Below are 14,652 nucleotides of genomic sequence, written 5' to 3' on the forward strand. Positions count from 1 at the left end.
ACACTTAAATTTAAATAATTCAGAAAAAGGGGCTGAACAAATAAACCCTATAACATCCTTTATATTTGTTCAGACCACTTTTTCTAAAAGTAATTTCCGCAGATTAGCCTGGGAAAATACCGCGTTCTTTACGAGCTTTTAAGATACGCTCACATGCCAAGATGTAAGCCGCTGTACGTAAAGTACAAGCGTTGCTGTTTGCTGTATTCCAAACATCTTCCATAGCTTGAACCATCAATTTGTCTAAACGCTCGTTGATTTCTTCTTCGCTCCAGAAGTAGCTCGCCATGTCTTGAACCCATTCGAAGTAACTTACAGTTACACCGCCGGCGTTACATACCACGTCAGGAACTACAACAATGCCACGCTCAACTAATACGTCTTCAGCTTTAGGATATGTCGGGCCGTTTGCGCCTTCTAAAATCAACTTAGCTTTAAGTTTTTGAGCACGTTCAACAGTGATTTGACCTTCTAGTGCAGCTGGAACAATAATGTCAACTTCAGCTGTCCAGAAATCTTCGTCAGCAATTGATTGAGCGCCGGCAAAACCACCAACACCTTGATTTGCATTTACGTGATCACGTAATGCTTCAAGATCAATACCATCAGCATTGAAAATTGTGCCAGTGTGGTCTTGAACGTGTGTAACTTTCGCTTTCGATTCAACAAATAAGAAAGCTGCTTCACTACCTACGTTACCAAAACCTTGAATAGCAACTTTCGCGCCTTCAATTGGTAAATTAATTTTTGCTGCTACTTCACGACCTGTAACGAATACGCCACGACCAGTTGCTTTCACACGACCTAAAGAACCGCCTAAGTGAACTGGTTTACCAGTTACAACACCAGTTACCGTGTGACCTTGGCTAGTAGAATAAGTATCCATCATCCAACCCATGATATTGGCATTCGTACCAACGTCTGGAGCAGGAATATCTTTTTGAGGCCCAATAATATGACCAATTTCAGTCGTATAACGACGAGTCAAACGCTCTAATTCACGAGTTGATAATTTACGTGGATCAACACGGATACCACCTTTTGCACCACCAAATGGCAAGTTCAAAACAGCAGTTTTAATTGTCATCCATGCAGACAACGCCATCACTTCATTCAAATCAACATTTGGATGGTAACGAACACCGCCTTTACCTGGACCACGAGACAAGTTGTGTTGTACACGGTAACCTTCAAAGTGCTGGATCGAACCGTCATCCATCACGATTGGCACGTCAACAATAAGCGCACGCTTAGGACGTTTTAAAGTATCGATATAATCAGCTAAGTGTTCTAAATATGGCGCTACACGGTCAATTTGTGCCAAGTAAGTTTGCCATGCATTGCTATGTTCGTTTACGTATGAAAGATCTGACATCTTTTTTCCTATATACCTTCATAGACTCAGATTTGATAAATCTGTAGTCTTTATTATTCAGCAACCAAAACCTTGCAATAACAAAGTCTTAGTTTATTTACTAAACCTTCTGCTCTTCTAAAGCATTAGATTTTTTAAATTCCATTTGTTGATACTAAAAGTATGATCTACTTTTATATATCGATATCTTTTACAAGCTTTCTTTCATGTAACTTACTGTTTATAAAGCTATCTTTATAAAAGCAAAGTTTAACCACAACCCACTTAATCCAGTCGGCTGAAATATAAATACAAAAGAAATGGCATAACCGTTTGGGAGTTAAAAAGAACGATGATTTATAAAAAAATCATATGTCCATAAAAATTATTTTGACTAATCGATAGATCCCTCCATTAGTCTTTTTAAAAATAAACATTGTTCAATAATGCTACAGATTAATTATCTCTACACATACCGCTTAAAATTAAGCCGGAACATAGCTATAAAATCTTCCAATAAATATAGCATAGAGCACACTCATTTAGAACATTTTAAAATAAATAAGCAGAGAAAAAATAATCAAATCGCACTAATCCTTATAATAAAAAAACAACAAATATTAAAAAAAGCTTAACTTTAATAAAAAAAATTTATAGGAAACATAAATTCATAATTTAAAAAAATATATCAAATTAAAATTATAAATAACAATAACTTAAAAATTAATCACCTTCATGAATTTGTCAAAAAATTATACCACCTCTACATTAAATCTATAATAAGTCCATTTCTAATTCATATTTTATAAAAACCCAAAAAGCTCTTTATCAAATAACCAAGCTAAACATAGACTTAATCAACTATTAATAATAAATAAATATTAATAAGAATCCGATAAATGGTAATTTTATAAAACAATATTTGTTTTCATGATTAAAAATAAAACTTCATTTTTAAAAAAAATACAGAAATTCTTTCTTTTGCAGTTCCTTTAAGGCACAAAAAAGGCCCCTTTCGGGACCTTTAAAAACACATTTTTCGACTAAAAAGCTTAGCTTTACACTAGATCTTTCTTTCGATAAAAAATGAAGTAGCTTGCATAGCATAAAATGATAAAAATAATGCAGCAGATAAAACCAACTTGCATAGATGGGTCAAACACCATACTGATACAGGTAACGATACAAAACAGCCCACCTACAATTGGAGTAAGAGGGAAAAGAGGTGCCGCGAAGCGTAAATCTTTTGCTGTTTTACCCGACTTATACCACTGTCTACGGAAGTTAAACTGTGAAATGCAAATCGCAATCCAAACCACAACCATTGTAAAAGCTGCAACGCCCAACAAATTCTTAAAAATTGTTTCTGGCGCGAATTGTTCTGAAAGCAATCCAGGAATTGCACCAAACATAGTTACAGTAATGGCAACAATCGGTGTTCCAGAAGGAGTTAATTTAGAAAATATTTTTGGTAATTGATTTTTTGCCGAAAGCGACCACATCATACGTGAAGCAGCAAACAAACCAGAATTTGCAGCAGATAGTAAAGCCGTAATAATTACAAAGCGAATAATGTCTTCTGCGTATGGAATACCAATATAGTTAAATACCGTCACAAAAGGACTATTACTTACTTCATTTGCACTAAGGCCTGCAAGCTGGAACGGCAGTAATGAACTAATCACCACAATTGTACCAACAAAGAAAATCAGTAAACGCCAAATAGCCGCATTGATTGCTTTAGGAACTGTCTGTGCTGGATTCTCAGCTTCCCCCGCCGCTACTCCAATTAATTCTGTGCCCGAAAAAGCAAAGTTAACAATCAGCATAGTAGCAAAAATTGGGAAGAGGCCGTTTGGGAACCAACCGTGAGCAGTTAGATTACTAAATAATGGCGCTGTTTCATGTCCGTGGTAAGGAATAAAACCAAAAATTGCCAGTAGACCTAAACCAATAAAACAAATAATAGTGACAACTTTGACGAGGGCCAACCAGAATTCAGATTCGGCAAATAATCGAGTTGAACTGATATTAAGGAAAAAAACTAAGGCGCCAAAAAAAAGAGTCCAAGCCCATACCGAGGTAGATGGAAACCACTCCTGAACCAGTAAAGCCGCAGCGGTAAACTCAGTTCCTAAAGTTGCAGTCCAAGTTAACCAATAGAGCCAAGTAATCATATAGCCCGTACCCGGACCAATATAACGACGCGCATACTCCCCAAAAGAACCTGATTCCGGTACATGAACCGCAAGTTCTCCCAGGCATAACATCACGGTATAGGCAATTAAACCGCCCAAAAAATAAGAAATAATTGCGCCAATTGGGCCTGCTTGGGAAATTACATCACCAGACCCTAAAAAAAGACCTGTACCTATGGCACCGCCAAGGGAGATCATCACCAAATGTCGAGTACTCATTGCTCGTTTCAAAGGTGCAGAACTTCCATGTTGCGATGCATCATTATTCCGATAATTTAATGATTGCATATAAAAAACTGTAACGACAATTTAGTAAAAAATCATTTTAGGAGAAAAAAATAAATATGCAATTATCTTTGAATAGTGAACTTATTTTAACCAAGCCCTTCAGGTAAAAATAAAATATATAGTAAAAACATTTAGTTATATTTTTCTATAGCTATAACTGTATTTTAATTAATCTTATATTATTTCTACAATTTATGTATTATGAAAACCCATTTATTTTTAAATATAATATTTATATACATTACTGGTTATGCCTACTTTAAATACAGCAGATCACCATATAATAAACCTACTATTTATTTAAATAATGAATTTTAAAATAATATACAAATAAGTTTATAAAAAAATATTTTTTCAGCAAAAAATAAAGCCCAAACCTAAAGGTCTGAGCTTTATTTAAACACTATAAAGTTTTAATAGCTGATGGTAGTCAACTGTCCTGTAGGTTGAATTGAACCTTCCGTAAATTCACACAACCCTTGTTCATCACAAGATAAATTTAGTTGCTTATAGCTAATCGCAAAGCAGTCGGAATATTTTTTGATTACAAAAGGACTCATATCCGATGTTAAAGGCTCTTCACTCTTGAACAATTTAATAATCTTACGATCATTCATCGCTAACAAATAAACTTCATTATTTAATTCAATATGCACTACACCAGTTTGCTCAGCTACAATTGGAACCAAATAAGATTTATTCGCCAGTAGAGTGTCTACCGTGTAACTTTCAAATTTTGAGTTGATGAGGTTGAATACCAAAATTAAACCAAAGCTAATCTGCAAGCCTTCTTTGTAATTTGCATCTTCTTGAATTCGCAGCACTTTAATACCAAGCTTTTGAAAGTCTAACTCAGTTGCTTGATTTGTTTTTATCAGACTACGTGTAATAGCCTGTTTAAGTGGGTTATCAAAATAACGTTCATCTAACTGAAAATCATTTTGACGCAATATTTTTAACAACATTTCATCATGTTGGGTAAGAACATGCGCAAGTACATTACGGAAGTAAAACTTACTTTGTTTTTTGACCTTACGAACTTGCTGATAAAAATAGATTTCATCGAAATCATGTTCAATAAAATCATGTAATAAACTTGAACTAGCCAATACAGACAATGCTTCATGACCAGTAAATGGCAAATGAATCGTATGTAAGCTTGGTAACAGCTCTTTTATTTTTAAGTAATGTTCACGGTCAATCGAGAAATATGGGTCATAAACAATAACGTATTCACGCGCTGAATCGACATCTTGCGGCTGAATCTGCATGTCCTTGTTTGCTACCGAATCAAAAAACTCAGCGTAGCGTCGGTCTTCAACATGCTCTGGGTCAATTGAATATTGAGGCACAAATGCAATCACACGGTTCATATTCAATAAATTAGAATATTTGATTGCCGCATAGCCGCCCATTGAACCGCCATAACCCACAATATTTTTAAAGCCTTTTAGAATAGGCGAAATTGCTTTTGCCAGCTCAATCATGCTTGCTTGAGGAAACCATGATTTTTGTTTTGGCATTACCCCAATAACATTATATTGGTATTTAATTAGGGACTTTTCAGCATTGATAGATAAGCCACTCGCTCGGGTAATCAAATCGCCAAAAGAGAGAACCAATGTATTAGAATCGCCTGGTAAAAAAATGGCTCTAATGTGTTCGTCTTCAAAAATAATTTGCTTATCCATGCTCACACCGAAAGAAAATTTACTCCCACATACAACGTCAAAAATGAAACAAAATAGGTGTTTTGCCAATTTATGATTGCGGAGTATCTTATTTTATAGATGCCAGTCAGATTAAAAAGCGCAAAATATGACACAATCCTTACATCCTGCCGCTCAAAAAGGCTTCAGCTCAGCTGCTGAACTATATCAGCAAGTTAGACCTAATTATCCCGCAGAAATAGTAAGTTGGCTGCAAAATTGCCTACAAATACAGGAAAACTCTACTGTTATTGATCTTGGATCGGGTACTGGCAAATTCTTACCCTACTTAAAACAAACACATGCAGATGTTATTGCAGTTGAGCCAATTGGCGAGATGTTACAGCAGCTTCAACAAGTTTATCCTGATATCAAAACATTACAGGCTTTTAGCCATTCAATTCCTGTAGCAGACCATAAAATTGATGCCATTATTTGTGCGCAATCTTTTCACTGGTTTGACAACCTCGATACCCTAACAGAAATACATAGAGTATTAAAACCACAAGGACATTTAGGGCTAGTTTGGAATCAACGTGATGAACGTATAGATTGGGTCAAGGCTTTAGCTGATTTCTTACTTCCACTTGAAGGCGATACACCTCGTTATCATAGTGAAAAGTGGAAACGTGTATTTGAACAACAAGATTTATTTGTATTTGATAGCCTACAAACATTCACACAGTCACAACACGGTTCTGTCGAACAAGTCGTGAGTAAACGTTTACTCTCTACGAGTTTTATTGCTGCAATGACTGAAAAAGATCAATTACAACTCAAAGCACAGTTTGAAAAAATTGTTTATGATTTTACGGGATTAGGTCCTCAAGATCAGATTGATTTTCCATATGTTACGTATGCATATCACTTTCAAAAAAGTACGTTACCCATTAAATAATTAGTGAATAGGTTTGGTTGAAAGTTATGAAGAAAACACCTCAAATCATATTAATGTCTTTGCTTTGCTCTAGCCTATTTCTGACTGCTTGTAAAAAAGCGGATGAGCCTGCTAAGACGGAGCAACCTTCTAGCACCTCATCCACCGATCAGGTTTTAGAAAAATTGAATGAAAGACCTGTTAAGACGTTCCCTGCCACTGCTGACGATGCACATGATATTGGGCTGTTAGAGGATTATGACCGTCGCTTTACAGAAATGAGTGACGAGATGGAAAGTGAATTAGCAAAAATGCATGAAGCTGGAACCCTCACTACAGAGTTTGAGCAACAGCGTACTCTCGATAATGTGCGCTCTGCTCTAACCATGTTAAAAGATTTAGATCTAAAAACTGAGCAGGGCCGTTACATTCAGGGTCTACTTTATCAATATTGGGAAAACCAAGAAAAACACTTGAGTGATAAGCAAGCCAATAAAGATGAACAGATCAATGATCTTGCCGACTATTTACAAGCACAAAATCAATTAAAATATTGGAAAGCATCGCAACAGAAATAAGCAATGTAGTGGTTATAAAAAAGCCTTCAAACTTATGAAGGCTTTTTTATAAATTATATATTTTGCTTTTCAACCCAATGAATTGCCTGAACGCGGAATAACTCACATGCACCATCACCCGTATCAGTTGGCGTAAGTGAAGATTTCCAGACTAAATTTTTGTCCTTAATCTCGACAAGGTCACCTTTAAGATAGACCAGATCACCACGTTTAACCTGTTTAATCTGCTGAGCAATCTCAGGGTTCGCAGGAATGATGTGCATGTTAGACACCATTTGCATTGCTTGCTCTGCTGGAACAGGTAATTTAGGAATTTTCCAGTTTAAATAACGGTCATATTGTTTCACTGAAATATGACGTGCGATTTCAGGCTGTGCAAACAATCCCCAGCTTACGGCATAGTCGATAGGAGAAAACTTAGCTTGTTCATCATTTTGATAAACTTTTGAACCCAAGATTCTGAAATTACCTTGAAAAGGTTGTAATACAGAAATAGATTGATCTTTTTCTATAGGGCTCAAACCATTGGCAATATTATATTCACTTGAGGTCGATGCAAATGTTGAACTCATGCCAATCGCGGCGAGTAAGCCCATCATCAAACGTTGTTTTTTCATCGTGTTACACCTCAAATATTGCTAGATCAAAGTGAATAGATCTTCAATTTATAATAGCTTTAAGCGATGAAAAAAATATCGAAATTTAGTAACAATACAGATCAATTTCGTCTATTTTTGTGCTGAATTAAACAGCTTGTTAATCTTCGAAATCTATTCTCAACGTTTCAAAACGAACCTTGCCTTGTTGAACAGCTTGAGCAATTGCCTGTTGACCCTTGGTAAGTCTAGCTCCACCACTTTTTACATCGAGCAAAATAATATTAATGTCTTCTGCCGTACCATCGCCATCGCGAAAATCGGTGTATCCATCAAAAATAATATAGTCCACCGGATCGCCCATGAATTTTGCATCGCTTGGTAAATACTGAAATTCAGGTAAAACCGGAGCAAATTGTTCTGCCATTTTTCCTTTCAACACCGCACGACTTGTATTTACACTTCTCTTTTGTGCTTGAGTAAGCGCTTGTTGATGCTCTAGTTCAAGTTCAGCAATATATTGCTCATATTCAGCCTTAATTCGTCCATTACGTGTATTTGATAAAATAAGAGTAGTGATAATGATGCCAATTCCAGCACCAATAAGCATGGCAAGCCATACAGACATAAATTTTCCTTAAAAAGCACGAATTAAGATTACAGATCTAATCATATCTAAAATAACGAAACAGCTTAAACTTTTGTCAAATGTGGTCATCTCCTTCACATAAAAAGATGCTAAGGTATAAAACATAAACAAATGTGCTGCTGAAAATAATTGGATTTATGAAAACGATACTTATTGCAAATCAAAAGGGCGGATGCGGAAAAACCATGACGGCCATTACGTTAGCAACAGCATTGGCACAAAAAGGATATAAAGTAGCATTAGCAGATTCGGACAATCAAAAATCGGCTTTACAATGGTTAAAACAGCGCCCTGATACCGTTGCAACGATTCAAAGCCTAGACTGGCGTCATGAGAAATCAATTGGTGATGCACCCAAAAATCTGGACTATTTAATTATTGATGCGCCTGGTGCACTTTCAGGTGAGCATGCTGAACAACTTATTAGTGAAGCTCATGCCATTATTACTCCGCTTCAGCCTTCATTTTTTGACATAGACAGTACTCGTCGATTTTTGAAGCATTTACAAGATATTAAACGTATTCGCAAAGGCAAAGTACAGATTTTGCTTCTTGCTAACCGTGTAAAACCAAACAGTGCCAGCTCAAAAGATATTCAACAGTTCTTTGAAAAAATTGAACAGGAACCTGTTGCATGGATTGCTGAACGCACTGCCTATGGCAGCTTAGCAATGCAAGGTTTAAGCATTTTTGATAAACCGCAAAAGAACTTTATTAGTATCCAAAATCAATGGCAACCTGTTCTAAACAAGTTAATTGAAGATAAAGCTGAGTGGTTTTAAAGGAATTTTAGCCTTTGAAACTGGATGTATAAGGTTCTTTACATTACGGCCTTAAAATTTGCCTCAGGTTATTTTTCAGTTAATATGACTTTATTCTATGTAGAAAATTAGAGAAATATTGTTCGTGCATCCATACGCTCCTAATTTACAGCGCGTTTTATTGTTTGGGCTGTTTTTTATTTTGATTTTTTTAGGATTTAATATCCTGAAATATTTTATTGTTCCTGTACTTTGGGCTGCCATCATTGCATATATGACTTGGCCTATTTATTTAAGAATTCAGCGTTTTTTTGGAGAATCACGTAATACTTTAAACGCAACCCTAATGATTAGTCTGGTCATTTTGGTAGTTGGTATCCCCTTTACATGCGCGGTTTTTATTTTGCAGCATGAGGGACGTAACTTATATTTTGATTTACAACGTCAGGTTTTTTCGGGTCATTTAAGCGTTCCAGATTTTATTCGTGATCTTCCTTTTGTAGGAAAAGAGATTTCTCGTACACTCAATGAATTAAATAACGATCCTAATAGTACGATTCAAAATATCGCAGCTTGGGTACAAAGCCATTTAAGTTATGGCCGTGTGCTGCTTGGTGAAATTAGTAAAAATATTGTCAAACTTGGCTTTGCAGTATTTAGCCTATTTTTCTTCTATCGTGATGGTCAAATGATTTTATCTCAAGTGAGTAAAGCTTTAGAAATGGTCATTGGCCCTCGTATTCATCATTATCTCGATACAATTTCTGAAACAACTCGTGCAGTCGTATATGGTGTGGGTTTAACTGCAATTGCTCAAGCCGTTTTAGCTGGATTAAGTTACTTCGTAGCAGGTGTACCAAACCCTATGGTACTCACTATTGTTACTTTCTTATTGGCTTTAATTCCATTTGGTACTCCAATTTCTTATTTAGGCGTTGGTTTATGGTTGTTCTCTCAGGGGCAAACTATGGAGGCAATTGGTGTTGTGGTTTGGGGTGTGCTGATTGTCAGTAGCTCAGATAATGTGATTAGACCACTCGTCATTTCTGGTGCCACCAAAATTCCGTTCTTATTAATTATGTTTGGTGTATTAGGCGGTATTGCGAGTTTTGGCTTGGTTGGATTATTTATTGGTCCTGTAATTTTGGCTATTTTACTGGCAATTTGGCGTGAATGGTTACATGAGACGATTGAGCCTGAACCTATGCCAAAAACGACCATGATTTATGATTCTGAGAGTGAATCGTCTAATGATGAAAAGTGACATAGAGATTTAATTTAAAAATGTTTCTAGATACAAATTAACTATTTAAATTAACTTGTAGGTCAGACCTGTGTTTGTTTGAATCAAACAATCATATATATTTATAAGGACATCCAATCATGCAGATGTTTAATAAAATTGGCGCAGTTTGTGCGCTTACAGCCCTTTTTACCGTTGGCTGTAGTTCGGTAACTAAAACTGTATCAGACACAGCCCAAGCATTAACCTCAATGCATACAAAAAAAGTGGTCGATGTAAATGAAGTGACAGCTAACGGTATTGGCAAAAAAATAGGTACGATTAGCTTTCAAGATAGCGACAAAGGTTTAATTATTACCCCTGCTCTTGCTGACTTACCAAGTGGTACTCGTGGTTTCCATATTCATGAAAACGCTTCTTGTGCACCTGCTGTAAAAGATGGAAAACCTGGCGCTGCTTTAGCTGCTGGTAGCCACTATAACCCGAACCAAGCCCCTCATCATGGTACTCCAACCACTGGCCATTTAGGTGATCTACCTGTTTTGGTTGTTGATAATACAGGTGTTGCAACAACTGCCGTAATCGCACCTCGATTAAAACTTGCTGATATTCAGGGTCGAGCGATTATGATCCATGCGGGTGGTGACAATTATTCAGACTCACCTCAACCTCTTGGCGGTGGCGGAGCACGAATTGCGTGTGGCGTGATTAAATAATTTATGTATTTTTTAAATTGTGGGTATCTAAAAAGATATCCACAATTCTGTTAATTTATTGATCGTTACAACTTGGTTTAAGTCTAATAAAATCTTAAAAAATGACTGACTTTTGTAGATAAAAAGAATAATATTTTTGAAGTAATAAAAATTTAAAGTTACATACTGCTTCCTCACGTATTCTCTAATTTAGAACAAAAGCCGTGAATTATCTGACCCAAATATTTAATAGCTTTAAGACGAACTCTATTTTAATTTATTGCCTGCAAATTCTGATTGTACTCACTGGCACAACTTTAGGTTTGCTTTGGCTAGGCTATAATCAACTCATTGTTCCTGTCACCTTAGGCGCAATTGCAGCAGCATTAACAGACTTTGATGATCGCTTAAGTATTCGATTACGCAATTTGGTCTATGTCTGCCTGCTCTTTTTTACAGTCAGTAGTATTCTTGGCTTTTTAGCTCCTTACAAAATTTTCTTTATTTTATATCTCTCTATCTCAAGCGCTTTTTTCATATTACTAGGCGCCTTAGGGCAACGTTATGCCACGATTTCTTTTGGTACTATTTTGCTCTCTATTTATAGTATGTTCGGTTTAGGCGAATATGCACATTGGTATCAACAACCTACTTATTTTGTTTATGGCGCTCTCTGGTACGGTTTAACTTCTATTTTATTTTTTATTATTAAACCGACACTTCCCTTACAAGATAAGCTCTCACAAATTTTTAAAGAAATTTCTGTTCTACTACAAGCAAAAGCTCGTTTGTTTGATCCGGACAATAAAGAGAATGTTGAGCAGCTTTTATATGAATTATCTCTACAAAATACGCAAGTTGCTCAAAGCCTCAATCAAATACGCAGTTCTCTACTTACTCGGCTCAAAGCTTCCAGAGTCAGTAATAAAAGTATCTATTGGTTAAACCTATACTTTTTCGCACGAGATATTCATGAGCAAGCAACTTCAAATTATTTACATTACGAACATATTCAACAGAATTTTAGCCGTAGTGATCTTATTTTCCGTTTCCAAAAAAACCTGCGTCTACAAGCACAAGCATGCCAAGACTTAGCTCAATGTATTTTATATAACCAGCCATATCAGCCTTCGCAAGAAAGTCAGAAAGTATTAGGACATTTGGAAAGTTCTTTAAAAGATTGGATACAACAACATCCACAAAATTTTGAAGTTAAGAATTTAAAACTTATTTTTGATAATTTGAAAGGAATGCATGAACAGTTTGAACAACTGCAATATGCCCAACCTGTTCCTGAAAATAACACTCAAACAAGACAAGAACACTTAAATTTACTTGATGATGATATTCAAGGATTTTCAGATCTTATCTTAAAACTTCGGCAACAACTTACGCCACAGTCAGCACTGTTTAGGCATGCCATACGAATTGCTGTGGTTTTCGCCGCAGGTTATGCAATTTCATTATTACCGTTTGCGCAGCATGGTTACTGGATTTTACTGACCAGTTTGTTTGTTTGTCAGATTACTTATTTTGCGACTAAAAGCCGTCTTAAATTAAGAACGATTGGTACCCTACTCGGCGTTTTATTAGGAATACCAATTTTATATTTTGTACCCAGTATTGAAGGCCAGCTCATCATTACAATTATTTGTGGAGTCTGCTTTTTTTACTTACGTCAAAAGAAATATGCTTTGGCTACACTCATGGCCACCCTTATGGTGCTATTAATTTTCAACTTAAAAGGCGCTGGCTACAGTATTATTTTGCCTCGACTGATAGATACCTTATTAGGCTGCTTTATTGCATGGCTCGCCGTAAACTTTATTTGGCCCGACTGGAACTTTCGGAACATCCCCAACAATATTAATAAAAGCAGCAAAGCCACCTTAGATTATTTCAATGTGATTGTTGAGCAATATCAATATGGCAAAAATCAGGATATAGAGTACCGCCGAATTCGCCGTGCTGCACATAACGCTCAGATTGAGCTATCCAACATGATTTCAAGCTTAAGTGCTGAACCGAACCCGAACCCTCAACTCATCCATTATGCTTTTCGTTATCTGGTTTATAGCCACAGCCAACTGAGTTACGTAGCAGCGTTAGGAAGCCAACGACAAAAAATTGATGATCAACAGGTATTACAACTCTTACTGGATTGTCAGCAAATTCTTAAACAGAGCTTATTTGATCCGGCTTATATTGATTTCAATTTCCTTGAGCAGACTTTAGCGCAAATTCAAAGCCTAACTACTCATGAGCACTTTTCAGAGAATTACACACTCGTGTTAAAACAAATCAGTTTATTGCTAGAAACCTTGCCAGAATTATTAACACTTAAAGACAAACTTTTAGAACAAGAGATTAAGTAGAATAAAAAAATACCGGAATATCACTTCCGGTATTTTTTATTTAATTGTTACCTTGTTGCAGTCTTTCTTGCATTTCCTGCTTCAAAGCACTTCGCGGTTGGCTAAACCAAAGAGCAATAAAGGTAAATGCAGACAATGCAAAAGCCCATAAATGAAATTGTGTATAGAGATAACGTACAAGCTCAATCATTGCAAAGAAGCTCATCATCAGTAACATTGAAACTGCCGCTGCAACAGTTCCTTTTGAGACCTCAGATGACATGAGTGCAAAGCGATATAAGACTGAAAAGCTAATTCCCTCACCAAAACAGATGAGTGTCATCCCTGTAAGCAAACAAGGTATGAGATAGGTTTGCCATACCACACCTAATATTAAAATGAGTGTACCAGTGAGCATAATCGGTAAACCCATCATGACTGTTTTACCCAAAGGCAAACGGTCAATAATTTTGATTAAGACAATGTTGCCTACGATTAAACCCAAAAATACGGGGAATTGAGCTAAGCCATATTGCACACTGGTGAGCTTTAATTCATCTACTAAAATGATTGGAGATAAAGCAATCCATAGCATTAAAGGCATACCCACTAAAGGTAATGCGAGACTTAAACCTAAAAAACGGCGGTTGGCAAACACCTTTTTAAAATCATCAAAAAGATAACTAAAAGGTTGCTTGGTTACACTGACTTGCTGGCTTGGCATCTGTTTTTTCAACCCGATCCAACTAAGTAATGCCAATACTGCGATGGCGACAAAGCCCCAGTGCCATGACACATAATCAATTAAGAAAGCGCCAAGTACAGGTCCTAGCAAAGGTGCAAGTAATGAGATATTTGCCATGAGTGCCATGACTTTAATCGCATCACGTTCAGCAAAGCTTTCTTGAATAGCCGCATATCCAACTGCTGAAATTACGGTTAAGCCAATTCCCTGCAAGAATCTTAAAGCTAGAAATTGCTCGATTTGCGTCATCAGTAAAATTAAAAAACAGCATAGAGCAAAGAATAAAACTCCTGCTAATAGTACTTTTTTACGTCCGAGGCGGTCCGACAAAGGACCAAGTAACCATGCAACAGATGCGCCACCTAATAAATAAAATGACATCGAAGATGGTGCCCAAGTTGCACTTACACCAAAATCTTCAGTAATTGCCAACATGGCTGGCTGAATCAGGTCATTACCAATATAAACCGCAAATTCAAATAGCACTAAGGCCAACGGAAACATCAACGTTGTACGGTTCAACGTTGTCGTTTGAATATTTTTCATGAGTTGTACACTTCAAAATAGCGGCCATATGTCTGTGCGACTACCTATAAAATAAAATG

The 14,652-nt window shown here is 36.4% G+C and carries 12 protein-coding genes; 6 read left to right on the forward strand and 6 right to left on the reverse strand.

All coding sequences use genetic code 11. The annotated features are described in order from the left end of the window. Positions 1-103 precede the first annotated feature (103 nt). The 3 genes from B806_RS0116765 to B806_RS0116775 form a co-directional block, all read right to left on the reverse strand. Positions 104-1,375, reverse strand: coding sequence for a Glu/Leu/Phe/Val dehydrogenase (locus B806_RS0116765; RefSeq protein ID WP_017403259.1), 1,272 nt, complete (start codon positions 1,373-1,375; stop codon positions 104-106). Between the two features lie 1,037 nt (positions 1,376-2,412). Then, positions 2,413-3,840: an amino acid permease gene (locus B806_RS0116770; protein WP_017387024.1), complete on the reverse strand. Its 1,428-nt coding sequence runs from the start codon at positions 3,838-3,840 to the stop codon at positions 2,413-2,415. Positions 3,841-4,253: 413 nt separating this feature from the next. Further along, positions 4,254-5,531, reverse strand: coding sequence for a hypothetical protein (locus tag B806_RS0116775; protein WP_017387025.1), 1,278 nt, complete (start codon positions 5,529-5,531; stop codon positions 4,254-4,256). 127 nt (positions 5,532-5,658) lie between these two features. Here B806_RS0116775 and B806_RS0116780 point away from each other — a divergent pair, with 127 nt between their 5' ends. Beyond that, positions 5,659-6,447, forward strand: coding sequence for a class I SAM-dependent methyltransferase (locus B806_RS0116780; protein WP_017387026.1), 789 nt, complete (start codon positions 5,659-5,661; stop codon positions 6,445-6,447). A gap of 26 nt (positions 6,448-6,473) precedes the next feature. Beyond that, positions 6,474-7,004: a hypothetical protein gene (locus tag B806_RS0116785; protein ID WP_017387027.1), complete on the forward strand. Its 531-nt coding sequence runs from the start codon at positions 6,474-6,476 to the stop codon at positions 7,002-7,004. A 53-nt stretch (positions 7,005-7,057) separates the two neighbouring features. Here the strand turns inward: B806_RS0116785 and B806_RS0116790 are convergent, their stop codons facing one another. Both B806_RS0116790 and B806_RS0116795 read right to left on the reverse strand, forming a co-directional pair. Further along, a complete protein-coding gene (locus tag B806_RS0116790; RefSeq protein WP_017387028.1) occupies positions 7,058-7,621 on the reverse strand; it encodes a hypothetical protein in 564 nt (187 codons plus the stop codon). A gap of 139 nt (positions 7,622-7,760) precedes the next feature. Next, positions 7,761-8,228, reverse strand: a complete 468-nt coding sequence (locus tag B806_RS0116795; RefSeq protein ID WP_002116954.1) for a Holliday junction resolvase-like protein — start codon at positions 8,226-8,228, stop codon at positions 7,761-7,763. 158 nt (positions 8,229-8,386) lie between these two features. On the opposite strand from B806_RS0116795, the gene B806_RS0116800 reads away from it, so the two are divergent. The 4 genes from B806_RS0116800 (at position 8,387) to yccS (ending at position 13,323) form a co-directional block, all read left to right on the forward strand. Then, entirely contained in the window at positions 8,387-9,031 is a 645-nt protein-coding gene (locus tag B806_RS0116800) for a ParA family protein (RefSeq protein ID WP_005804567.1), read from the forward strand. A 124-nt stretch (positions 9,032-9,155) separates the two neighbouring features. Further along, on the forward strand, positions 9,156-10,274 hold the full coding sequence (locus B806_RS0116805) for an AI-2E family transporter (protein ID WP_002117074.1): 1,119 nt from the start codon (positions 9,156-9,158) through the stop codon (positions 10,272-10,274). A gap of 125 nt (positions 10,275-10,399) precedes the next feature. Continuing rightward, a complete protein-coding gene (gene sodC, locus B806_RS0116810) occupies positions 10,400-10,969 on the forward strand; it encodes a superoxide dismutase family protein (protein ID WP_075383285.1) in 570 nt (189 codons plus the stop codon). A 203-nt stretch (positions 10,970-11,172) separates the two neighbouring features. After that, the gene (gene yccS, locus B806_RS0116815; RefSeq protein ID WP_017403260.1) at positions 11,173-13,323 is read left to right on the forward strand and encodes a YccS family putative transporter; all 2,151 of its coding nucleotides are present in this window, start codon (positions 11,173-11,175) and stop codon (positions 13,321-13,323) included. Positions 13,324-13,363: 40 nt separating this feature from the next. Here the strand turns inward: yccS and B806_RS0116820 are convergent, their stop codons facing one another. After that, the gene (locus tag B806_RS0116820) at positions 13,364-14,593 is read right to left on the reverse strand and encodes an MFS transporter (protein WP_017403261.1); all 1,230 of its coding nucleotides are present in this window, start codon (positions 14,591-14,593) and stop codon (positions 13,364-13,366) included. Between the last annotated feature and the right edge of the window lie 59 nt (positions 14,594-14,652).

It is taken from the genome of Acinetobacter sp. TG2027, assembly GCF_000302435.1.
GTDB classification, from domain to species: domain Bacteria; phylum Pseudomonadota; class Gammaproteobacteria; order Pseudomonadales; family Moraxellaceae; genus Acinetobacter; species Acinetobacter pittii.

Excerpts from the sequence above, each read along its gene's own strand:
- B806_RS0116765 (WP_017403259.1), bottom strand. The coding sequence starts at position 1,375 with ATGTCAGATCTTTCATACGTAAACGAACATAGCAATGCATGGCAAACT.
- B806_RS0116770 (WP_017387024.1), bottom strand. The coding sequence starts at position 3,840 with ATGCAATCATTAAATTATCGGAATAATGATGCATCGCAACATGGAAGT.
- B806_RS0116775 (WP_017387025.1), bottom strand. The coding sequence starts at position 5,531 with ATGGATAAGCAAATTATTTTTGAAGACGAACACATTAGAGCCATTTTT.
- B806_RS0116780 (WP_017387026.1), top strand. The coding sequence starts at position 5,659 with ATGACACAATCCTTACATCCTGCCGCTCAAAAAGGCTTCAGCTCAGCT.
- B806_RS0116785 (WP_017387027.1), top strand. The coding sequence starts at position 6,474 with ATGAAGAAAACACCTCAAATCATATTAATGTCTTTGCTTTGCTCTAGC.
- B806_RS0116790 (WP_017387028.1), bottom strand. The coding sequence starts at position 7,621 with ATGAAAAAACAACGTTTGATGATGGGCTTACTCGCCGCGATTGGCATG.
- B806_RS0116795 (WP_002116954.1), bottom strand. The coding sequence starts at position 8,228 with ATGTCTGTATGGCTTGCCATGCTTATTGGTGCTGGAATTGGCATCATT.
- B806_RS0116800 (WP_005804567.1), top strand. The coding sequence starts at position 8,387 with ATGAAAACGATACTTATTGCAAATCAAAAGGGCGGATGCGGAAAAACC.
- sodC (WP_075383285.1), top strand. The coding sequence starts at position 10,400 with ATGTTTAATAAAATTGGCGCAGTTTGTGCGCTTACAGCCCTTTTTACC.
- B806_RS0116820 (WP_017403261.1), bottom strand. The coding sequence starts at position 14,593 with ATGAAAAATATTCAAACGACAACGTTGAACCGTACAACGTTGATGTTT.